This is a genomic window from Paraburkholderia sp. J63 (assembly GCF_905220245.1).
Lineage (GTDB): Bacteria > Pseudomonadota > Gammaproteobacteria > Burkholderiales > Burkholderiaceae > Paraburkholderia.
The window spans coordinates 1-22,428 of the sequence record NZ_CAJMZF010000034.1 but is presented as its reverse complement, the minus strand read 5'-3'; the positions used below and the strand labels follow the sequence as shown (position 1 = coordinate 22,428).

The window sequence follows — 22,428 nt, the reverse complement described above, 5'->3', positions numbered from 1 at the left end:
GCTCCTTTTGCCGCTAACTCGCTGAGTCGGGTTAGCGCGCTCCCTCCGTGACAGGCTCCTCGCCGGTCCGCACGCAGCACGCTCCCTCTGTTTCGACCGTCTTTCGCAACGCCGCTTGCGAGGGGCCGTCGCGTATTCGTTCGTCGTCCATTGCGTTTGGGCCCGACGGGGGTGAGTCATGTCGTTCAAATCTTTTATCGTTGTCTGTCGTGGCGCGCCTCCTGCACGCCGCGCCCTTGCAATTCAGCAACTCGCGAAGACGGCCGCGCTCGCAGCACGCGCCGCATTTCGCGTGAGCTGGACAGGCCGCGCGCTCACACCATGCGGCTATACCGTCCTCGTGCTCGTCGCCGGTGTCGCGCTCGCAGTCGTCATTGCCACCAGCCGCGCTGGCGACGAGATGGATCGTGCGTTACCGCTGTCCTGGTGGTTCGCGTAAAGCGCGCTTGCCGTCACGTTCCCGCGTTGACTGCGTGTGATATCTCGATGCGCGCCCCGTTTTTCCCCACACTCATTTCATTGCCTGACCGTCATGAAGAAGAATTTCAAAAACAGGCTGCTCACGACTGGCACGCCGCTTTCGCTCGCCCTGATGCTCGCTTTCGCCAGCGCGCCCGCGGCGTTTGCCCAATCGTCGGCTGAAACGCAGCAGACGCCCCGCGCGGACGCGGCGCCGGCACCGCAACCCGCCGCGGCTGCATCGCAGGACCAGGCGGCCGCCGCGCCGACAGGCTTCTGGGAGCGCTCGAACCTGCTGGGTGACATGGGCGGACTGCGCCCCTGGCTCGGCAATTACGGCGTGACATTCGGCCTGCAGGAAACCAGCGAATATATGAACAACGTCTCGGGCGGTATCCAGCGGGGTGGCGCTTACGACGGCGTGACCGAGATGAGCCTCGGCCTCGATACGCAGAAGGCATTTGGACTGCCGGGCGGAACCTTCAATGTGTCCGCATTCCAGATTCACGGCACCAATCTGAGCACACGCAACCTGGACACGCTGCAAACCGCGACCGGTCTGGAAGCGGAGGCCTCCACCCGGCTGTGGGAACTGTGGTACCAGCAGTCGCTGCTGGGCGGCAAGGTCGACGTGAAAGTCGGCCAGCAGAGTCTCGACCAGGAATTCATCGTCAGCCAGTATGCAGGCGCGTTCATGAACGCAACCTTCGGCTGGCCGGTCCTGCCGTCGACCGACCTGCCCGCGGGCGGTCCGGCCTACCCGCTTTCGTCGCTCGGCATCCGCGTGCGCGCCACCCCAACGGATGCCATCACCGTGCTGGGCGGGGTATTCGATGGCAACCCGGCACCGGGCGCCGGCGATCCGCAGAAGCTCAATGCGAGCGGCACGAACTTCAATCTGCACAACGGCGCACTCGTGATTGGTGAAGTGCAGTACGCGATCAACCCGCCACCCTCCAACCCGTCCGACCCGAAGCCGGCGGGGCTGCCCGGCACCTACAAGCTGGGCTTCTGGTACAACAGCAACCGCTTTGCCGACCAGGGCGTCGACAACACCGGCCTGTCGCTCGCCAATCCGGCGAGCACGGGCACCCCGGCGAGCCATCACGGCGACTACAGCATCTACGCAGTCGCCGACCAGATGGTCTGGCGCCCGAGTGCGGACAGCCCGCAGTCGGTGGGCGTGTTCGCACGCGTCATGGGTGCACCGGGCGACCGTAACCAGGTCGATTTCGCCATGAACGCCGGTGTGACGCTCAAGGCGCCGTTCAAGGGCCGCGACAACGACGTCGTGGGGTTCGCGGTCGGCTATGCGCATATCGGCTCGCACGCACAGGAATTCGCGAACGACCAGGCGCTGTACGCGGCGGGCTATCCGTCACGCAGCGCCGAGACCGTGCTGGAGGCGACGTATCAGTATCAGGTCACGCCGTGGTGGCAAATGCAGGCGGACTTCCAGTACTTTTTCCGCCCGTCCGGCGGCATCCCTAATCCGGATAACCGGTCGCAGCGCATTGGCGACGAAGCCGTCCTTGGCGTGCGGACAACCATCGTGTTCTGACGTGGTTCATCCGGGCTGATGCGGGATGCCGGAACGACGCGCGGTGGCAATGGCGCTGATCGACGTTATCCGCGCTTGCGCAGCGGATCGAGCAAGGACCTCAGGCCGTTATGGTCCATCTCGTGCATCAGCGCGAGCAGCCGGCCGAGTTCGCCCGGCGGAAACCCTTCGCGGGCGAACCAGTTGAGGTAATGCCCGGGCAGGTCGGCGATAAGCCGGCCTTTGTATTTGCCGAAGGGCATGGCGAGGGTGACAAGGCGTTCAAGGTCTGGGGTCTGCATGGGGCTATTGTGCATGACTTTCGGTTTTCGTATGCCGGACCGAGCCAAAGCGATTGCCAAATACATAGACATCCTCATTACTTGTGAGTGCGGAAAAAACATCTGTGCCCCTGCAACAAATCCTTCACGAAGTCCCTGTACGGTAGCTGCGCTTGATCGGCGAGGTGCTGCGCGGCGTCTCGCTCGCGCCCGGCGCCGTCAACGGCCAGTGGTTCTAAGCTCGGGGTGGGGCCTGCCGATTGTGTCTGGGCAGGTCCTTTGAACCTCAGGCCAGCGGCGCATCGAGCGGTGCGCCGAAAATCGCGGTCTGATACTCGGCGAGCAGCGCCGGCTCCTCGATCGAGCCATGGTGATGAAGCTGCCGCCATACGCCATCGATCTTCGCGAACCAGCGCGTCGTGCGAATGCGCAAGGGGATCGTGCGATCGGGCAGCACGCACGTTCCCTCCTCGCGGCCGACGAACAGGTGCCAGTCGTCGCCGCCTTCCGATGTGAAGTCGTGAAACGCCACCTGCACGCGCGCCGGCCCTTCGAATAGCGCCTGATAACCGGCGCGAATGGCGGGCCAGCCGCGCCGGATGCCGCCGATGGGATTGTCCATGCTCGGCCGCTCGTTCGGGGCCCAGTTGGCGGCGAGCGCATCGAGATCGCCCGCGTTGAAGGCGCGATAGAACGCCACCAGCGCTTCCAGTGCGCTGCCCTTGTCAGCCTGTTCATTGCCGCTCACGCGAAGAATGGAGGTGCTCATGCCGGTTTGCTCCGTTGGGGTGAATGAGTACAGACTACGCGCGAATGTCGATCTCCAGAACTGATTTGTTTCGATAGCAGCAATCTGTATTTTCGATACATGCTAAGCTCGATTCGTCTACGCTCAAGGTGGCGCCCATGGATCTGACTGACCTGAAGACGTTCGAGGCCGTGGCGCGCCTCGGCAGTATGAACAAGGCCGCGGTCGAGCTCAACACCGTGCAGTCCAACGTCACGGCGCGCATTCGTGCGCTGGAGGAGGACGTGGGGCTCGCGCTGTTCGAGCGTCACGCACGCGGCGTTGTGACCACGCCCGCGGGCCAGCGCATGGTGCCGTTCGTGGGGCGCATCGCGAAGCTGGTCGAAGACGCTCGCGCGGCTGCGCGCGACGATGGCGCACCGGCCGGTACGCTGATGCTCGGCTCGCTGGAGACCACCATGGCGCTGCGGCTTTCTCCGCTTCTCGCCGACTTCGCCCGCAAATGGCCGCAAGTGCGGCTCGTGGTGAGTTCCGGCAACACGGGCAAGCTCGTGCGCGACGTGGTTGAATGCAAGCTCGACGGCGCGTTTGTCGCCGGTCCTGTCGAGCATCCCGAGATCGAGCAGAAGCGCGTCTTTACCGAGGATCTGGTGCTCGTTGCCAGTCCTGCGGTGTCCTCATTAAAAGCACTGGCGAAGATCGCCGATCTCAAGACCGTGGTTTTCCAGTTCGGTTGTTCGTATCGGCAGCGGCTCGAGGCATTTCTCTATGGGCGCGGCCTCGTCGTGGCGAGGCCGCTGGAGTTTGGCTCCCTCGATGCGATTCTGAGCTGCGTGGCGGCAGGCGTGGGCGTGACCTTGCTGCCGCATGGCGTGGTCGAGCAAGCGGCCGCCGCGGGCAAGGTCAGCGTGCATCGCTTGCCCGCGGAGCTGGCGCGCATGCAGACCTTGTTCATCCGGCGGCGCGATGGCCATGTTTCCAGCGCGCTGGGCGCGTTTCTGGAGATGGCCGAAGGCGCGCCGCGCAGGAAGGCCAAAGCGGCTTAGAGTGTAATCAAGTCGAAAGCGACCGAAATCTCCAGTCATGCGAATGAAATTACTCTGAAAGTCATCATGCGATGGCGCGCGGGCACGCGTGTGCGCGCATTCCCGCTGCCGCGCGGACGACCTCGATCCCAGGTCCTTCCCTAGCCTATATTGATCGTTCAATTAACTTAAAACCTTGTCGCGCGGACCTGGTGGCGGTAGGTTGTCGCTTCTGCGCAAGTGCCCGTCGCAATTGCTACGTTGCCTGGCTTTTTGCCAGCCGACTATTGGTCATGGGATGCGCGTCGTCGCCACAACCCTCGCTGGAGCCGCGTCGACAGTCGCCCCAGCGAGGCGGGAAAAGAAGGGCACGCGCGCGTTGCGCCGGGCCGGCCGCCGTCCGTTCGCGAAGCTTGCCGCCATCCCTTGACGTGCGGAACCCAACCAATCGACGCTGTGCAATCCTCGAGGAGACGAAGATGTGCCGATTCCAGACCCTGCAAGCCTGCGCGCTGCTGTTCGCGGCAGCCGCCTGCTCCAGCGCTTATGCGGCGGACCCCGCTGAATGCAAGGCGGTGCGCTTCGCCGACGTCGGCTGGACCGACATCGCGGCGACCACGGGGGTAGCGTCCACGATACTCGCCGGCCTCGGCTATGAGCCCACGAAGACCATCGCGTCCGTGCCGATCACCTTCGCGGGTCTGAAGAGCAAACAGATCGACGTGTTCCTCGGCTACTGGTCGCCGACGATGGACCCGATCATCGCCCCGTTCACGAAATCGGGCTCGATCAAGGTGCTGACTACGCCCAATCTCACCGGCGCGAAATACACGCTCGCGGTGCCCGACTACGTGTACCAGGGCGGCCTGCACTCGTTCCAGGACATCGCGAAGTACGCCGATAAATTGCAGGGCAAGATCTACGGCATCGAACCCGGCAACGACGGCAACCAGCTGATCCAGAAGATGATCAGCTCGAACCAGTACGGCCTCGGCAAGTTCAAGCTCGTGGAGTCGAGCGAGGCCGGCATGCTCGTGCAGGTGAATCGCGCCGAGCGCGAGAAGCAGTGGATCGTGTTCCTCGGCTGGGAGCCGCATCCGATGAACGTGCAGATGAAGATCGACTATCTCTCGGGCGGCGACGACGTTTTCGGACCTAACTACGGCGCGGCGAAAGTCATGACCGCGGAACCGCCTGATTACAGCGCGCGCTGCCCGAACGTGGCGAAATTCGTCTCGAACCTGCAATTCACCACGGCCATCGAGAACCACCTGATGGTGCCCATCGCCGCCAAGGAAGACCCCAACAAAGCGGCCGCCGACTGGCTCAAGTCGAACCCGCAAATGCTCGACAAGTGGCTCGCCGGCGTGACGACGCTCGACGGCAAGCCCGGCCTGCCGGCCGTGCGCGCCTACCTGGGCGTGCACTGATTCGCTGCGTTGATTCGCGCATCGCCCCGCATGCATGACGCCTGCCCGCGCGCCTCGGAGGAGACCGGCGCGCCGTGGCAGGCACGCGGCTTGCGCGCTCGCCGCGCCCGCGTCATCTCCGGCCGTTTTTGACGATCCCTGATGGCCCCTATAGGCGCGGTGTTTTTGGTTGTTTAGCGTTAGATCTCAGGAGGAAATGGATGGAGCAAGCTGGAATACGTACGCGCGGCGGCGAGGAGACCGCCCGAGGCGACCACGGCCATGCGCTGCAGCGTGGCCTCACATGGAAAGACGCATTTTGGGTCACGAGCGGCGTACCGGCGGGTGTGCTCTTCACGATTGGCGGCGTATGCGCAACGATAGGCCAGCCGGCGTGGGCCATCTGGATCGCATCGATCACGATGGGCCTCATGCAGAGCGCCACCTACGCCGAGATTTCCGGGCTATTTCCGCACAAGTCGGGTGGCGCGTCGGTGTACGGCGCGATCGGCTGGGTGCGTTACGGCAAGATGATTGCGCCGGTCTCCGTCTGGTGCAACTGGCTCGCCTGGTCGCCCATGCTCGCGCTCGGCTGCGGGCTGGCCGCGAACTACGCGCTCGCCACGCTGTTCTCGCCCGATGCGGCCATTCTGCAATGGCACTGGACGCTCGCGAATCTGGACTTCATCAAGCCCGGACTCACGCTGCGCATCAACGCGACCTTCATGATTGCGGCCGCGTTCCTGCTCATCACGTTCCGGCTTCAACATAGCGGCGCATCGAAGGCCGCTAAAACGCAGAAGATTCTTGGCATCGCCTCGCTCACGCCGCTCCTGATCGTCGGCCTCGTGCCGTTCGTGACCGGCGACGTGCCCGCGAAACATCTGTTCCCGCTGCTGCCGCTCGGCCACGATGCGCAGGGCAATCCGAGCGCCTCGTTCTTCGGCGCATGGAACGGGCAGGGCGTGGTGATGGCGCTGGGCGCCATGTTCATGGCCGGCTGGGCCTCGTATGGCTTCGAGACCGCCGTCTGCTACACGCGTGAGTTCCGCGATCCGCGCCGCGACACCGCGCGCGCGATCTTCTGGTCGGGCGCGCTCTGCCTGATCGTGATGACGCTCGTGCCGCTCGCGTTCCAGGGCTCGCTCGGGATGCAGGCGATGCTCGATCCGCGCATTGGCGATGGCACCGGCGTTGGCATGGCGATGGCGTCCATCGTGGGCGGCGGCGCATGGGTCGGCAACGCGATCGTCGTGATGCTGATGCTCTCGATCCTGCTGATCGTGATGACTTCGATGATGGGGTCTTCGCGCACGCTCTATCAGGCTTCGGTGGATGGCTGGCTGCCGCGCTATCTTTCGCGCGTGAACGAGCATGGCGCGCCGACCGCGGCCATGTGGACCGATCTGGGCTTCAACCTCGTGTTGCTCGCGATGTCCGACTACATGACGGTGCTGTCTATCTCGAACGTTTGCTACATGCTGTTCGTGTTTCTCAATCTGCAATCGGGCTGGATTCATCGCATGGATCGTCCGGCCTGGGATCGGCCGTTTCGGTGCCCGACTTGGTTGTTGGGGCTTGGCGCGCTGTGCGGTTATGCGAATCTCGTGTTTGTTGGCGCGGGGGCGAATCTGCAGGGCGAGAATACGCTGCGCGATGGGTTGATCGCGATGCTGCTGATCGTGCCGGTGTTTGCTTATCGCCACTACTGGCAGGATCGTGGGCATTTTCCTGCGGGTAGTGCGCTCGATATGGAAGTGGAGATTCCTGTGCGTAGCAAGTGGCGCGACAGGTTGCCTTATGTTGCGTTGATTGGGGCTGCGCTCACGATTGCGGTTTCGCATTATCTGGCGGCGAGGGCGTAACGGGCGGGTTTGGTTTGGTGGTTGGTTTTGCGGCGTCATGCGGGTGTCCGGATTTCTGGGTGCTGCGTGACGCCGTTTTGTTTTTGTGTGCTTGACGTCCGGTGGCAGGCGTTCGCTTCTTCCTTGTGCGTGCTCATGGTTGGACAGGCAGTTCTCAGGCAGACTTGCTGGAATTTCGCAAATTTGCTAATATTTGGACGGTATGTGGACGATCGCGTACTATAGCGAGCGCGTAAAGAACGAGGTGTTTTCTTTGCCGATCGGCATTCGAGCCGACTACTGGCGGCTGCTGGGCATTCTGGAAAAGTTCGGTGCTGATCTGAGGATGCCCCACTCTCGCGCTATGGGTGGTGGACTGTTCGAGCTGCGCCCGCGCGGTCGTGAGGGCATCGGACGAGTTTTCTATTGCACACAAGTGGGTCAGCGCATCGTCGTCCTGCATTCGTTCGTCAAGAAAACGCAGGAAACACCGGCTGCCGAATTGCGAGTTGCCCGCAAACGCTTGAAGGAGGTGTTGGACAATGGCTAAGGCGAGGGGGCGTAGCGACCTCGAAGATCGGTACGACCCCGTACCGCACACGAAAGCCGACACTGAGCGGATGATGCAGGACCCGGAGTTCAGGGCCGCCTATGACGCGCTCGAAGAAGAGTTCACCGCGCTGGATGCGCTGCTCACCGCCCGCAAGCAAGCGGGTCTCACACAAGCGCAAGTGGCCGAGCGCATGGGCACCACTACATCCGCGGTATCCCGCCTGGAATCGTCGCTCGCGAGCGAAAAGCATTCGCCTTCGCTGGCGACGCTGCGCAAGTACGCAGCGGCATGCGGGAAAACTCTGCGGATTTCACTCATATAAACACAAACGGGCCGGAATCTCCGCGCTGTACTTCGAGCCGCGCTTCGATTCCGGCCCGCAACGGACACCTGATTACTCAGGTCTCCGATAGATTTCTGACGATTACGACACCGCGCGCGCTTTCCTCCGCTCGCCGCCCGCCGGCCGCAACGGCAAATCCCCACCGCGCGCCGGCGCGCCATTCGCCACGTAATACGGCGCCGTCGAGCGCGCGAGCGCATTTCGCCCGCGAATACGATCGGCAATCTTCTCCGCGAGCATGATCGTCGGCGCGTTGAGATTGCCGGTGGTGATGCGCGGCATGATCGAAGCATCCACCACGCGCAATCCCTCGATACCATGCACGCGGCCTTCGCCGTCCACGACAGCCATGTCGTCGTAGCCCATCGCGCACGAGCACGACGGGTGATAGGCCGTCTCCGCGCGGTTGCGCACGAAGGCGTCGATCTGCGCGTCGGTCTGGAGTTCGGCGCCGGGGCTCAGCTCGCGCCCGCGGAAGCGGTCGAGCGCCGGCTGCGCGATGATCTCGCGCGTGATGCGAATGGAGTCGCGGAACTCGCGCCAGTCGAGCGCCTCGGCCATGTAGTTGAAGAGAATCGAGGGATGCTGGCGCGGGTCGCGCGAGCGCAGTTTCACGCGGCCGCGGCTGGGCGAGCGCATCGACCCGACGTGCGCCTGGAAGCCGTGCATTTTGATCGCATTGGTGCCGTTGTAATTGATCGCAACGGGCAGGAAGTGATACTGGATGTTGGGCCACGGATCGTCGTCGCGCGTGCGGATGAAGCCGCCCGCCTCGAAATGATTGCTCGCGCCGATGCCGGTGCCGCGCAGCATCCATTCGAGCCCGATGGCGGGCTGATTGCGCGTGAGCAGCGCAGGGTAGAGCGACACCGGTTCCTTGCACTCGTACTGCATGTACATTTCCAGGTGGTCCTGAAGATTCTGTCCCACACCGGGAAGATCGAGCACGACCGGAATGTCGAGCTCGCGCAGCCACGCGCCGGGGCCCACGCCCGAGCGCTGCAGAAGCTGCGGCGAGGCGATCGCGCCCGCGCACACCAGCACTTCGCGGCGCGCGTAGCGCGTCACCTGGGCGCTGCCGTCGAGAAAGACCACGCCGTTCGCGCGCTTGCCACTGAACAGGATCCGGTCCGTGGTCGCGTGCGTGACGATGTCGAGGTTGGGCCGCTGCTTCGCCTGGTCCAGGTAGCCGCGCGCGGTGCTCGCGCGCCGGCCCTTGGCCGTCACCGTGCGGTCCATCGGCCCGAAGCCTTCCTGGCGGTAGCCGTTGAGGTCATCGGTGCGCGGGTAGCCCGCCTGCACGCCGGCCTCCACCATCGCTTCGAACAGCGGGTTTACGCCGGGCTTGCTCGTGGTCACGTGCACCGGGCCGTCGCCGCCGTGATAGTCGTTCGCGCCCACGTCGCGCGTTTCCGCCTTGCGGAAGTAGGGCAGGCAATCCAGATAGCTCCAGTTTTCCAGCCCTTTGCGCTCGGCCCAGCCGTCGTAGTCGAGCGCGTTGCCGCGGATATAGCACATGCCGTTGATGAGCGAAGAGCCGCCGAGACCCTTGCCGCGCCCGCACTCCATGCGCCGGTTGTTCATGAACGGCTCGGGGTCGGTTTCGTAGGCCCAGTTGTAGCGGCGGCCTTGCAACGGATACGCGAGCGCGGCCGGCATCTGCGTGCGGAAGTCGAAGCGGTAGTCGGGACCGCCCGCTTCCAGCAGCAGGACCGTGACGTCGCGATCCTCGGTAAGCCGCGTGGCGAGCACGTTGCCCGCCGATCCCGCGCCGATGATGATGTAGTCGTACTCTTGCGCTGCCATGCCGTGTCCCCTCAAATTCCCTCGAAATGCCTTAAAACGCGGGCCGATACGGTCCCAGTTCGACCTGAACCGATTTGATGCGCGTGTAGTGCTCGAGCGTCGTGATACCGTTCTCGCGTCCCACGCCCGATTGCTTGTAGCCGCCCACGGGCATTTCGGCGGGCGACTCGCCCCAGGTGTTGATCCAGCAGATGCCCGCTTCGAGCCGGTGAATCACGCGATGCGCGCGCGACAGGTTCTCGGTGACGACACCGGCGGCAAGACCGTAGATCGTGTCGTTGGCGCGCGCGATGACTTCGGATTCCTCAGCAAACGACAGGATACTCATGACCGGGCCGAAGATTTCCTCGCGCACGATCTTCATGTCGTCGCGGCAAGCGGAGAATACGGTCGGCTGCACGTACTGGCCGCGCGCGAATTCGCCTTCCACTATGCGCGCGCCGCCCGCGACGAGCCGTGCGCCTTCCTGCTTGCCGCTCTCGATGTAGCCGAGCACCTTGTCGAGCTGCGCCGCGCTCGCGAGCGGGCCGAAGTTGGTGGCGGGGTCGCCGGGATGGCCGACGCGGATGCGCGCGACGCGTTCGAGCACGCAGGCCTCGAACGCCGGCAGCACCGACTCGTGCACGAATACGCGTGTGCCGTTGGTGCAGACCTGGCCCGAGCTGAAGAAGTTGGCCGTGACCGCAATGTCGGCGGCGCGGTCGACATTGGCGTCTTCGAATACGATCAACGGCGACTTGCCGCCGAGCTCCATCGTCACTTCCTTCAGCGACGATCCGCCGGCCGCGGCCATGACTTTCTTGCCCGTTTCCACGCCGCCCGTAAACGAGATTTTCTCGATGCCGGGGTGCGTGCTCAGCATTGCGCCCACGCGCGCATCGCCTTGCACGACGTTGAATACGCCAGGCGGCACGCCGGCCTCGAGATAGATTTCGGCGAGCTTCGAGGCCGAGAGCGGCGTGACCTCGCTCGGCTTGAAGATCATCGCGTTGCCGGCGGCCAGCGCGGGCGCCGACTTCCAGCACGCGATCTGGATGGGGTAATTCCATGCGCCGATGCCGGCCGTCACGCCCAGCGGCTCGCGCCGCGTATAGACGAACGAATCGGTGCGCAACGGAATCTGCTGGCCTTCGATCGCGGTGGCGAGGCCGGCGTAGTACTCGATCACGTCGGCGCCGGTGACGATGTCCACGGCGCTCGTTTCCGCAATGGGCTTGCCGGTGTCGCGCGTTTCGAGCGCGGCCAGTTCGTCGTTGCGCGCGCGCAGCAACTCGACCGCGCGGCGCAGGATGCGCGAGCGCTCCATGGCGGTCATGGCGGCCCAGACGCGCTGGCCCGCGCGCGCCGATTGCACGGCGCGCTCGATGTCGGCGGCGCTGGCCTGCTGCACGGTCGCGAGCGTTTCGCCCGTGGCGGGGTCGCGCGTTTCGAAGGTCTCGCCGCTGGTGGCGTCGGTGAAGGCGCCATCGATGAAGAGGCGTTCGAGCGGATAAACAGACATGGTGGTGACTCCGGGCTAGGCGGACTTGCTCGAGCGCGCCTTCGCGCGCGTTTCGAGCATCAGATCGATGTATTCGTTGGCGACGCGCAGGGCGGCCTTGGTGTCGAACGGCTCGCCGGTCAACGTGCCGCGCAGCCACAAGCCGTCGATCATCGCGGCGAGACCGCTGGCGGCGCGCCGCGACGCCGCGCGCGGCAAGACCTTCTCGAACTCCGCGCACAGGTTCGAATAGAGCCGCCGCGTATTCACGCGCTGCAGGCGGCGCAGCGCGGGCTGATGCATGCTCTCGGCCCAGAACGCAAGCCAGGTCTTCATCACCGGCGTATTCACCTGCGAGACGTCGAAATTCGCGGCGACGATGGCGCGCAAACGCGCGCGCGGCTCGTCCTTCGCCGCCGTGCGGCGGCGCATGGTGGCTTCCCAGAGATCGCGCAGGATATGGCGCATGGTGGCCTCGAGCAGGCCATCCTTGCCGCCGAAATAGTGACTGACGATCCCCGTGGAGATATTCGCGTGCTGCGCGACCGTGGCAAGCGTCGTGCCCGAGAGTCCGGACTGGTCGATCGATTGCAGGGTCGCATCAATGAGCTGGGCGCGACGGACGTCGCGCATTCCGATCTTGGGCATGGCGATTCTTTCAAGGCGCTTCTGGAAGGTCCCTACTCTAGTCGTTTTTTATTGAACGATCAATCAAGAAAAACGCAATGATGGCGGGGCGGCGCTTTTCCCCAAGTACGCGTCGTGTTCGTACAAGCGGCCCGAAATCTGGATTTGTACGTTCTCACGATCCGCATAAAGCGTGCGTTTCCTCCACGGCTTCGCACGCGCTGGATCCGTGCTTTATGCGGCCCATCAACCGTAACGCAAGGCAAGAGAGACCCACACCATGAAGAAAGTGAAAGCGGCGGCACTGACTGGCATCGCGCTCGCGTTGGCCACGCTCTCCACCCAGAGCGAAGCCCAGAGCAGCGTGACGATGTACGGGATCATCGATGCGGGCGTGACCTACGCGACCAACGCGGGCGGCTCGCACCAGGTGAAGTTCGACGACGGCATTTCGTATGCGAACCGCTGGGGCATCAAGGGCACCGAAGACCTTGGCGGCGGCAACAAGGCCATCTTCGAACTCGAAAGCGGCTTTCACGTAGGCAACGGCGAACTCGCCAATGGCGGCTCGCTGTTCGGCAGAGCAGCCTATGTAGGTCTCCAGAACGATTGGGGCACGCTCACGTTCGGCAACCAGTCCGACATGACGCAGGACATGGTGTATCAGTACAACGTCACCGCATGGGCGAGCGGCTACGCCATCAACCAGGGCGACTTCGACCGCATGAACGGCGACCATCTGCAAAACGCCGTGAAATTCACGTCGAACACCTATGGCGGCTTCCAGTTCGGCGGCATGTACTCGTTCAGCAATACGCCGGGCGAGTTTCATACGGGCAGCGCGTGGAGCGTGGGCGCGCAATACCAGAACGGCGGTTTCTCGGCGGGCACGGCGTACACGCAGTTGAACAACCCGTCGGGCATCTATGCGTTCGACCCGTACGCGATGATCGGCGTGCATTCGTTCTTCGGCAGGCCCACCGTGAGCGTGGACCCGGCCACGGGCGCCGTCACCGACCTCTATGCGAACTCGGCGTTTCCGGTGGACAAGCAGGGCGCGTTCGGCGTGGGCGCGAGCTACGTGATCGGCCCCGTCACGCTGATGGGCGACTTCACCTACACGCAGATCAAGGCGTTCGGCCAGAGCGAGCACATGCAGGTGGGCGAAGGCGGCGCGGACTGGCAGGTCACGCCCGACGTGAGCCTGATCGGCGGCTACCAGTACACGCATTTCGACGGTCATCACTGGAACCAGCTCTCTGCGGGTTTGCACTACCTGCTCTCGAAGCGCACCGAAGTCTATCTCTCGGGTGACTGGCTCAAGGCCTCGCAGGGCGTGGACGCCGTGATCGGCTACAGCTTCACGCCGTCTTCGACCACCACGCAGGCCGACGTGCGCATCGGCATGCGCCATTCGTTCTAAGTCCAGCCGGGTTCCACCCCGGCTTTCGCGGTGCGCTTGCTCGCGCTGCGCCGCAGCAAATCCCCTGGAACGTCGGCGGGACGGCCTGAGCCGCTGTCCCGCCGACTTGTGTTTTTTGGCCGCGAACCATCGTCAAAACGCGTTTGCGAACGGCCCGAAAGTCCCGCTGGCGGGGCCATCCAACGGCAATGGCGTTTTTGTTCTATCTGACGCGGTGGCGTTTTTGATTTACTTGCGTCTAACGTCAGCCCAGCAGTTTCAAGCTATTCCAGCCCATTCCACGCTTTAACCAGAGGTGAGGGAAGTCAGATGAACGTCAGCGTCTTCGACCTGTTCAAGATCGGGATCGGTCCGTCGAGCTCGCATACGGTCGGCCCCATGGTCGCCGCGTGCCGCTTCGCATCCCATATCGAGGACGCCAATCTGCTCGCCTTCGTGCGGCGCGTGAAGGTCGAGCTCTATGGCTCGCTCGGCGCGACGGGCAAGGGCCACGGCACCGACAAGGCCGTGCTGCTCGGTCTCGAAGGCAACCTGCCCGACACGATCGATCCCGATCGCATCGAGCCGCGCCTCGCCGCCATTCGCGCCGAGAAAACGCTCGTGCTGCTCGGCAAGCACTCGATCCGCTTCGACGAGAAGGACGGCATCGGCTTCTTTCGCCGGACCATGGGCGGCGCGAATACGCTTCATTCGAACGGCATGCGCTTTCAGGCCTTCGACGAGAACGGCCAGTTGCTGGTCGAGAAAGAGTATTACTCGGTGGGCGGCGGCTTCGTCGTGAACCGCGAGGGCGACCGCGTGAACGGCGTGCGCAGCGGCCGCGAGATGCCCTGGCCGTTCCGCACCGGCGACGACCTGCTGCGCGTGTGCCGCGAGAGCGGCCTCTCGATCGCCGAAGTGACGCTCGCGAACGAATGTGCGGCGCGCACGCCCGAAGAAGTACGCGAAGGACTGCTTGGTATCTGGAAGACGATGGCGGCCTGCGTGGAGCGCGGCTGCAAGATGCACGGCGAGCTCCCGGGCCCGATGGGCGTGAAGCGCCGCGCCGCCGATCTTTCGGTGCATCTGCGCTCGCGTTCGGAGGAGTCGCTGCGCGATCCGCTTTCGATGCTCGACTGGGTCAATCTCTACGCGATGGCCGTGAACGAGGAAAACGCCGCGGGCGGCCGCGTGGTCACGGCGCCCACCAACGGCGCGGCCGGCGTGATTCCCGCGGTGCTCCACTACTACGTGAAGTTCGTGCCGGGCGCCAACGAGAAGGGGATCATCGACTTCCTGCTCACGGCTGCGGCCATCGGCATCATCTACAAGGAAACGGCCTCGATCTCGGGCGCCGAAGTGGGCTGCCAGGGCGAGGTGGGCGTGGCGTGCTCGATGGCGGCGGCGGCGCTCGCGGCCGTGATGGGCGGCACGCCCTCGCAGGTCGAGAACGCGGCCGAGATCGGCATGGAGCACAACCTGGGCATGACCTGCGATCCGGTGGGTGGCCTCGTGCAGATTCCGTGCATCGAGCGCAACGCGATGGGCGCGATCAAGGCGCTCAACGCCTCGCGCATGGCGCTCAAGGGCGACGGCCAGCACTACGTCACGCTCGACAACGTCATCAAGACGATGCGCGAGACGGGCGCCGACATGAAAACGAAATACAAGGAGACGTCGCGCGGCGGTCTGGCCGTGAACGTCATCGAATGCTAATGGTAACGAGCAAGGCAACGAGCAAGGGGTCCGCAAGATGAGCCGCTATTCGATATTCAGTCTGTTCCGCAACGGGTTGTCGTATCACGAGAACTGGGAGCGGCAGTGGAGGAGCCCTGAGCCGAAGAAGGAGTACGACGTCGTGATCGTCGGCGGCGGCGGGCATGGTCTCGCGACCGCGTACTACCTCGCGAAAGAGCACGGCGTGAAAAACGTCGCGATTCTGGAGAAGGGCTGGATCGGCGGCGGCAATACGGCGCGCAACACCACCATCGTGCGCTCGAACTATCTGTGGGACGAGTCGGCGGCGCTTTACGAGAAGGCGATGAAGCTCTGGGAAGGGCTCTCGCAGGATCTCAACTACAACGTGATGTTCAGCCAGCGCGGCGTGATGAATCTCGCGCACACGCTGCAGGACGTGCGCGACACCGAGCGCCGTGTGAACGCGAACCGCCTGAACGGCGTGGACGCCGAGTTCCTCACGCCCGAGCAGATCAAGGAGATCGAGCCCACGATCAACCTGAACAGCCGCTATCCGGTGCTGGGCGCGTCCATTCAGCGCCGTGCCGGCGTGGCGCGCCACGATGCGGTGGCCTGGGGCTTCGCGCGCGGCGCGGACCGCCACGGTGTGGACATCATTCAGAACTGCCAGGTAACGGGCATTCGCCGCGACGGCGGCCGCGTGACCGGCGTGGATACCGTAAAGGGCTTCATCAAGGCGAAGAAGGTCGCCGTGGTGGCCGCGGGCAACACCACGACGCTCGCCGACATGGCCGGCGTGCGCCTGCCGATCGAAAGCCATCCGCTCCAGGCGCTGGTTTCGGAGCCGATCAAGCCCGTGGTCAACTCGGTCATCATGTCCAACGCGGTGCATGCGTACATCAGCCAGTCCGACAAGGGCGACCTCGTGATCGGCGCGGGCGTGGACCAGTACACGGGCTTTGGCCAGCGCGGCAGCTACCACATCATCGAAGGCACGCTGCAGGCCATCGTCGAAATGTTCCCGGTGTTTTCGCGCGTGCGCATGAATCGCCAGTGGGGCGGCATTGTCGACGTCTCGCCCGACGCCTGCCCGATCATCAGCAAGACCGACGTGAAGGGCCTCTATTTCAACTGCGGCTGGGGCACCGGCGGCTTCAAGGCCACGCCGGGCTCGGGCTGGACGTTTGCCCACACCATCGCGAACGACGAGCCGCATCCGCTCAATGCGCCGTTCTCGCTGGACCGCTTCTATACCGGCCATCTGATCGACGAACACGGCGCGGCCGCCGTGGCGCACTAACGCACCGTAAAGAGGAGAACACCACATGTTGCTGATCGAATGCCCATGGTGCGGGCCGCGCGCCGAAATCGAATTCACCTGCGGGGGCGAGGCGGAAATCGCGCGTCCGCTCGACTCGGACGCGATGAGCGACCGCGAATGGGGCGAATACCTGTTCATGCGCGATAACCCGCGCGGCGTGCACAAGGAGCAGTGGCTGCATACGCAGGGCTGCCGCCGCTGGTTCATGGTGACGCGCGATACGGTCTCTTACGAAATTCAGGGTTACGAAACATTTGGCAAAGCCGGTTCGTCCGTGAACGCACAGGCGAAAGTACAAAACGGCGTACAGCAAGGCGCAAAGCCGGGCACGCAAGGGAGCAAGCAGCGATGAGCCAGAAGAACCGACTCGGCGCCGGCGGGCGCATCAACCGCGCGATTCCGCTGACTTTCACGTTCAACGGGCGCACCTATCAGGGCTACCAGGGCGACACGCTCGCCTCGGCGCTGCTCGCCAACGACGTGCACTTCGTCGCGCGCAGCTTCAAGTACCACCGCCCGCGCGGCATCGTGACGGCCGACGTGGCCGAGCCGAATGCCGTCGTGCAGCTCGAGCGCGGCGCCTACACCGTGCCGAACGCGCGTGCCACCGAAGTCGAGCTCTATCAGGGGCTCGTCGCGACCAGCGTGAATGCGGAGCCGAGCCTCGAGCACGACCGCATGGCCGTGAACCAGAAGTTCTCGCGCTTCCTGCCCGCGGGCTTCTACTACAAGACCTTCATGTGGCCGCGCAAGTGGTGGCCGAAGTACGAGGAGAAGATTCGCGAGGCCGCGGGTCTGGGCAAGGCGCCCGAAGTGCGCGACGGCGACCGCTACGACAAGTGCTTCGCGCATTGCGACGTGCTCGTGATCGGCGGCGGCCCCACGGGCCTGCTCGCGGCGCATACGGCGGGCCTCGCCGGCGCGCGCGTGATTCTCGTCGACGACCAGCGCGAACTGGGCGGCAGCCTGCTGGCGTGCAAGTCGGAGATCGATGGCCGCTCGGCGATCCAGTGGGTCGAGAAGATCGAGGCGGAGCTCGCCGCGATGCCGGACGTGAAGGTCCTTTCGCGCAGCACGGCCTTCGGCTATCAGGATCACAATCTCGTGACCGTCACGCAGCGCCTGACCGAGCATCTGCCGGTCTCGACGCGCAAGGGCACGCGTGAGCTGCTCTGGAAGATCCGCGCGAAGCGCGTGATTCTCGCGACGGGCGCGCACGAGCGGCCGATCGTGTTCGGCAATAACGACCTGCCGGGCATCATGATGGCCTCGGCGGTCTCCACCTATATTCACCGCTATGGCGTGCTGCCGGGCCGCAATGCCGTGGTGTTCGCGAACAACGACGCGGGTTATCGCTGCGCGCTCGACCTGAAGGCATGCGGCGCGAACGTGACCGTGGTCGATTCGCGTGCGCAGGGCAAGGGGGCTTTGCAGGAGGCCGCGCGCCGCCAGGGCGTGAAGATCATGAACAACGCCGCCATCATGGCCGCGCGTGGCAAGCTGCGCGTGAGCTCGGTCGAGGTGGTCGCGTACACGAACGGGCAGACCGGCGCGAAGCAGGCCGACCTGCCCTGCGATCTGGTGGCGATGTCGGGCGGCTTCAGCCCCGTGCTGCACCTGTTCGCGCAGTCGGGCGGCAAGGCGCACTGGAACGACGCGAAGGCCTGCTTCATGCCGGGCAAGCGCATGCAGCAGGAAGTGAGCGTGGGCGCGGCGGTGGGCGAATTCAGCCTCGCGCGCGGCCTCACGCAAGCCGTCGATGCGGGCATCGACGCCACGAAGTCGCTCGGCTTCGCGACGACGCGCCCGCCGGTGCCCAAGGCCGCCGAGATCACCGAAACGCCGTTGCAGCCGCTGTGGCTCGTGGGCAGCCGCAAGGCCGCGCCGCGTGGGCCGAAGCAGTTCGTCGACTTCCAGAACGACGTGGCGGCATCGGACATTTTGCTGGCGGCGCGCGAAGGCTTCGAATCGGTCGAGCACGTGAAGCGCTATACGGCGATGGGCTTCGGCACCGACCAGGGCAAGCTCGGCAACATCAGCGGCATGGCGATTCTCGCGGACGCGCTCGGCAAGACGATTCCCGAAACCGGCACGACCACGTTCCGCCCGAACTACACGCCCGTGACGTTCGGCACCGTGGCGGGCCGCGAACTGGGCGACTTCCTCGACCCGATCCGCAAGACCTGTATTCACGAATGGCACGAGGCGCATGGCGCGCTGTTCGAGGACGTGGGCAACTGGAAGCGCCCCTGGTACTACCCGAAGAAGGGCGAGGACATGCACGCGGCGCTCAAGCGCGAATGCCTCGCAGTCCGGAATAGTGTCGGTATCCTCGATGCCTCGACGCTCGGCAAGATCGACATTCAGGGACCGGACGCCGCGAAGCTGCTGAACTGGGTCTACACGAATCCGTGGCTCAAGCTCGAAGTGGGCAAGTGCCGCTATGGCCTGATGCTCGACGAGAACGGCATGGTGTTCGACGACGGCGTGACCGTGCGCCTCGGACCGCAGCACTACATGATGACGACCACGACCGGCGGCGCGGCGCGCGTGCTCACGTGGCTCGAGCGCTGGCTGCAAACGGAATGGCCGGACATGAAGGTGCGTCTCGCCTCCGTGACCGATCACTGGGCGACCTTCGCCGTGGTGGGCCCGAAGAGCCGCAAGGTCCTGCAGAAGGTGTGCAAGGACATCGACTTCGACAACGCCGCGTTCCCGTTCATGTCGTATCGCAACGGCACGGTGGCGGGCGTGAAGTCGCGCGTCATGCGCATCAGCTTCTCGGGCGAGCTGGCCTACGAAGTGAACGTGCCGGCCAATGCGGGCCGCGCGGTGTGGGAAGCGCTGATGGCCGCGGGCGCCGAGTTCGACATCACGCCCTACGGCACGGAAACGATGCACGTGCTGCGTGCGGAGAAGGGCTACATCATCGTGGGCCAGGACACCGACGGTTCGATCACGCCGTTCGACCTGGGCATGGGCGGCCTCGTTTCGCAGACCAAGGACTTCCTGGGCCGGCGCTCGCTCAAGCGCTCGGACACCGCGAAGGAAGGGCGCAAGCAATTCGTCGGACTGCTGACCGATGATGCGAAGTTCGTGCTGCCCGAAGGCGGCCAGATCGTGGACGTCAACGCGCAACAGAAGGCGGACGGCACCACGCCGATGCTGGGCCACGTGACGTCGAGCTACTACAGCCCGATTCTCGACCGCTCGATTGCGCTGGCTGTGGTGAAGGGCGGTCTGAACAAGACCGGCGAGCACGTGGTGATCTCGCTGGCCGATGGCCGGCGCGTGAAGGCGAAGATCGCCAGCCCGATTTTCTATGACACTGAAGGGGTGCGTCAGCATGTTGAATGAAACGATGGATCCGGTGCCCCTTGCGGAGCGTACGGTAGCAGTGCAGCTCGAGTCGCCTTTCGTCGGCGTGGCCGGTCTCATCAAGGCCCAGGAGGCCCGCGGATCGAAGGCATTCACGATGCGCGAGCTGCCGTTTCGCGATCTCGTGAACGTGCGTGGCGACCTGAGCGACCCCGCCTTCGTCGACGCGTTCGCCCAGGTGGTCGGCTGCCAGCCGCCCGCGCAGCCCAACACGGTGGCGCGCGGCGACGGCCATGACGTGCTGTGGCTCGGCCCCGACGAATGGCTCGTGCGCTCGAACGCGCCCGTGCAGGTTGGCGTGCTCGAAGCGAAGCTCGCTCCCGCGTTCGGCGAAAGCTACGCGGCGGCCGTGGACGTGGGCAGCGGCTACACCGTGGTGGAGATCGATGGCGCCGCCTCGCGCGAGGTGCTCTCGCGCGGCTGCCCGCTCGACCTGCACCCGCGCCTGTTCAAAGAGGGGCAATGCGCGCAGAGCGTGTTCTTCAAGGCCGCAATCGTGCTGATCCCCACGGGCGATAACCGCTTCGAGATCGTGGTGCGCCGCAGCTTCGCCGACTACTTCTGCCGCATCCTGCTCGACGCCGCGGCGTCGCTCGCATCATGAAGATCGTCGACGGAACGTTCGATCGGGCGCTGGGCTCGCACCCGGCGCTCGATGCAACGCCCTCGCGCGGGCGCGGCTGGAGCGTGTTCGTCGAGGGCTTGAGCGTGCCCGCGCGCATCGGCATTCATCCGCATGAGCACGGGCAGCCGCAGCCGCTCGTGATCGATGCGCAGCTCGGCTACCGGTCCATGCCGAAAGAAGAGAGCGACTGGATCGACTACGAGAGCTATTGCACGCGCATTGCCGAGTTTCTCGCGAGGAAGCCGCATACGCGGCTGCTCGAAACGCTGGTGGCCGATATTGCGGCGCTTTCGTTTCGCGAGTGGCCCGCGCTGGACTCGCTCACGATCGAGGTCCACAAGCCGAAGATCCGGCCCGGCACGCGGCGCATCGGCGTGTCGCTCGACTGGACGCGCGCCGACTATCTGCAGTGGAGCGCGACGGCGCGCGCCTAGCGCCGCACCTGCGCTCGCCTTTGCGCTTATGCGACCCGCCGATGTCGGCGCACGACAAGCGTGCGTCGGCTTTTGCACATCGCAGGGTGTACATGGAGGGCTACGCTCCTTCTATCGCTGTGCGCGCCGCAGCGTCAACTCACCAGGAGACAAAGTGATGAGCAGCAATCGTGGAGTCGTGTATCAAGGGCCGGGCAAAGTCGAAGTGCAAAAGATCGACTATCCGAAGATGGTCGATCCGACCGGACGCGCGATCGGCCATGGCGTGATTCTCAAGGTGGTCAGCACGAATATCTGCGGCTCCGACCAGCATATGGTGCGCGGCCGGACCACGGCGCCGGTCGGCCTCGTGCTGGGCCACGAGATCACGGGCGAAGTGGTCGAGATTGGTAAGGACGTCGAAACGCTAAAGCTCGGCGACCTGGTTTCGGTGCCGTTCAACGTGGCCTGCGGCCGCTGCGCGATGTGCCGCGAGCAGCATACGGGCGTGTGCCTGAACGTGAATCCGTCGCGTGCGGGCGGCGCTTATGGCTATGTGGACATGGGCGGCTGGATTGGCGGCCAGGCCGAGTACGTGCTCGTGCCGTATGCCGATTTCAATCTGCTGAAATTCCCGGACAAGGATCAGGCGATGTCGAAGATCCGCGATCTGACCTGCCTCTCCGATATTCTGCCCACCGGCTATCACGGCGCGGTGACGGCGGGCGTGAAGCCGGGCTCCACGGTTTATATCGCGGGCGCGGGACCGGTGGGGATGGCGGCGGCGGCCTCGGCGCGTCTGCTTGGCGCGGCTTGCACGATCGTCGGCGATATCAATGCGGAACGTCTCGCGCATGCGAAGGCGATGGGTTTTGAAGTTGTGGATCTCTCTAAAGATGCTTCGCTAGGGGAGCAGATCGAGCAGATTCTCGGTAAGCCGGAGATCGATTGCGCGGTGGATTGTGTGGGCTTCGAGGCGCATGGGCATGGGGCTTCCGGGCACTCGGAAGAGGCGCCGGCTACGGTGCTCAATTCGCTCATGGAGATTACGCGGCCTGCGGGAATGATCGGTATTCCGGGGCTTTATGTGACTGACGATCCGGGTGCTAAGGACGTTGCTGCTCAGCATGGGAGCTTGAGCATTCGCTTTGGGTTGGGTTGGGCGAAGTCGCATACGTTTCATACCGGGCAGACGCCCGTGCTTAAGTACAACCGTAACCTGATGCAGGCGATTTTGTTTGATCGCTTGCCGATTGCCAAGATCGTTAATGTTTCGGTGATTTCGCTGGATGAGGCGCCTGAAGGGTACAAGAAGTTTGATGGTGGCGCGCCGCGTAAGTTTGTGATCGACCCGCATGGGTTGTTGGCTGCTTGATGCGGGTTTTGTAGGGCGCGTTAAGCGCCTGGTGAGGACGGGTGGCTCTTAGGTGGGTTGCCCGTTTTTTTTTGGTTTTTGGGGTTTTTCGCGTTTCCTTG

General features: G+C 64.4%; 20 protein-coding genes. 15 read left to right on the top strand and 5 right to left on the bottom strand.

Annotated features, from left to right (window positions below):
• Positions 1–178: 178 nt before the first annotated feature.
• Entirely contained in the window at positions 179–439 is a 261-nt protein-coding gene (locus tag U5775_RS28275) for a hypothetical protein (protein ID WP_322061410.1), read from the top strand.
• A gap of 93 nt (positions 440–532) precedes the next feature.
• Entirely contained in the window at positions 533–2,020 is a 1,488-nt protein-coding gene (locus tag U5775_RS28270) for a carbohydrate porin (RefSeq protein ID WP_322061409.1), read from the top strand.
• A 65-nt stretch (positions 2,021–2,085) separates the two neighbouring features.
• Here the strand turns inward: U5775_RS28270 and U5775_RS28265 are convergent, their stop codons facing one another.
• Positions 2,086–2,301, bottom strand: coding sequence for a DUF3820 family protein (locus U5775_RS28265; RefSeq protein ID WP_322061408.1), 216 nt, complete (start codon positions 2,299–2,301; stop codon positions 2,086–2,088).
• 265 nt (positions 2,302–2,566) lie between these two features.
• A complete protein-coding gene (locus U5775_RS28260) occupies positions 2,567–3,049 on the bottom strand; it encodes a YybH family protein (protein ID WP_322061407.1) in 483 nt (160 codons plus the stop codon).
• A 137-nt stretch (positions 3,050–3,186) separates the two neighbouring features.
• On the opposite strand from U5775_RS28260, the gene U5775_RS28255 reads away from it, so the two are divergent.
• The 5 genes from U5775_RS28255 (at position 3,187) to U5775_RS28235 (ending at position 8,181) form a co-directional block, all read left to right on the top strand.
• On the top strand, positions 3,187–4,074 hold the full coding sequence (locus U5775_RS28255) for a LysR family transcriptional regulator (protein ID WP_322061406.1): 888 nt from the start codon (positions 3,187–3,189) through the stop codon (positions 4,072–4,074).
• Positions 4,075–4,532: 458 nt separating this feature from the next.
• On the top strand, positions 4,533–5,483 hold the full coding sequence (locus U5775_RS28250; RefSeq protein WP_322061405.1) for a choline ABC transporter substrate-binding protein: 951 nt from the start codon (positions 4,533–4,535) through the stop codon (positions 5,481–5,483).
• A gap of 200 nt (positions 5,484–5,683) precedes the next feature.
• Positions 5,684–7,327 carry an APC family permease gene (locus tag U5775_RS28245; protein WP_322061404.1) on the top strand — a complete coding sequence of 548 codons (1,644 nt, stop codon included), beginning with the start codon at positions 5,684–5,686 and terminating at the stop codon, positions 7,325–7,327.
• A gap of 202 nt (positions 7,328–7,529) precedes the next feature.
• Positions 7,530–7,856 carry a type II toxin-antitoxin system RelE/ParE family toxin gene (locus tag U5775_RS28240; RefSeq protein ID WP_415913674.1) on the top strand — a complete coding sequence of 109 codons (327 nt, stop codon included), beginning with the start codon at positions 7,530–7,532 and terminating at the stop codon, positions 7,854–7,856.
• Entirely contained in the window at positions 7,849–8,181 is a 333-nt protein-coding gene (locus tag U5775_RS28235; protein WP_322061402.1) for a helix-turn-helix transcriptional regulator, read from the top strand. The genes U5775_RS28240 and U5775_RS28235 overlap by 8 nt, the downstream gene beginning before the upstream one ends.
• Before the next feature lie 102 nt (positions 8,182–8,283).
• Here the strand turns inward: U5775_RS28235 and betA are convergent, their stop codons facing one another.
• Genes betA through betI form a run of 3 tightly spaced genes read right to left on the bottom strand, consistent with a single transcriptional unit; the run spans position 8,284 to position 12,136 of the window.
• Positions 8,284–10,008 (bottom strand): choline dehydrogenase, encoded by a 1,725-nt coding sequence (gene betA / locus U5775_RS28230; RefSeq protein WP_322061401.1) that lies wholly within the window; start codon positions 10,006–10,008, stop codon positions 8,284–8,286.
• Positions 10,009–10,039: 31 nt separating this feature from the next.
• Complete coding sequence (gene betB, locus U5775_RS28225) at positions 10,040–11,509, bottom strand: betaine-aldehyde dehydrogenase (RefSeq protein ID WP_322061400.1); 1,470 nt, start codon at positions 11,507–11,509, stop codon at positions 10,040–10,042.
• Between the two features lie 15 nt (positions 11,510–11,524).
• Positions 11,525–12,136 carry a transcriptional regulator BetI gene (betI, locus tag U5775_RS28220; RefSeq protein ID WP_322061399.1) on the bottom strand — a complete coding sequence of 204 codons (612 nt, stop codon included), beginning with the start codon at positions 12,134–12,136 and terminating at the stop codon, positions 11,525–11,527.
• Between the two features lie 259 nt (positions 12,137–12,395).
• On the opposite strand from betI, the gene U5775_RS28215 reads away from it, so the two are divergent.
• From U5775_RS28215 to fdhA, 8 genes are all read left to right on the top strand, one after another.
• Positions 12,396–13,538: a porin gene (locus U5775_RS28215; protein ID WP_322061398.1), complete on the top strand. Its 1,143-nt coding sequence runs from the start codon at positions 12,396–12,398 to the stop codon at positions 13,536–13,538.
• Positions 13,539–13,847: 309 nt separating this feature from the next.
• Positions 13,848–15,233 (top strand): L-serine ammonia-lyase, encoded by a 1,386-nt coding sequence (locus tag U5775_RS28210; RefSeq protein WP_322061397.1) that lies wholly within the window; start codon positions 13,848–13,850, stop codon positions 15,231–15,233.
• A gap of 37 nt (positions 15,234–15,270) precedes the next feature.
• Positions 15,271–16,515 carry a sarcosine oxidase subunit beta family protein gene (locus U5775_RS28205; RefSeq protein ID WP_322061396.1) on the top strand — a complete coding sequence of 415 codons (1,245 nt, stop codon included), beginning with the start codon at positions 15,271–15,273 and terminating at the stop codon, positions 16,513–16,515.
• Between the two features lie 25 nt (positions 16,516–16,540).
• Positions 16,541–16,888 carry a sarcosine oxidase subunit delta gene (locus tag U5775_RS28200; RefSeq protein WP_322061395.1) on the top strand — a complete coding sequence of 116 codons (348 nt, stop codon included), beginning with the start codon at positions 16,541–16,543 and terminating at the stop codon, positions 16,886–16,888.
• Positions 16,885–19,893 carry a sarcosine oxidase subunit alpha family protein gene (locus U5775_RS28195; RefSeq protein ID WP_322061394.1) on the top strand — a complete coding sequence of 1,003 codons (3,009 nt, stop codon included), beginning with the start codon at positions 16,885–16,887 and terminating at the stop codon, positions 19,891–19,893. The genes U5775_RS28200 and U5775_RS28195 overlap by 4 nt, the downstream gene beginning before the upstream one ends.
• Positions 19,883–20,518 (top strand): sarcosine oxidase subunit gamma, encoded by a 636-nt coding sequence (locus U5775_RS28190; protein ID WP_322061393.1) that lies wholly within the window; start codon positions 19,883–19,885, stop codon positions 20,516–20,518. The genes U5775_RS28195 and U5775_RS28190 overlap by 11 nt, the downstream gene beginning before the upstream one ends.
• Positions 20,515–20,973, top strand: coding sequence for a dihydroneopterin aldolase (locus U5775_RS28185; protein ID WP_322061392.1), 459 nt, complete (start codon positions 20,515–20,517; stop codon positions 20,971–20,973). Before U5775_RS28190 ends, U5775_RS28185 begins: the two co-directional genes overlap by 4 nt.
• 157 nt (positions 20,974–21,130) lie before the next feature.
• Complete coding sequence (gene fdhA / locus U5775_RS28180; RefSeq protein ID WP_322061466.1) at positions 21,131–22,327, top strand: formaldehyde dehydrogenase, glutathione-independent; 1,197 nt, start codon at positions 21,131–21,133, stop codon at positions 22,325–22,327.
• Positions 22,328–22,428 lie beyond the last annotated feature (101 nt).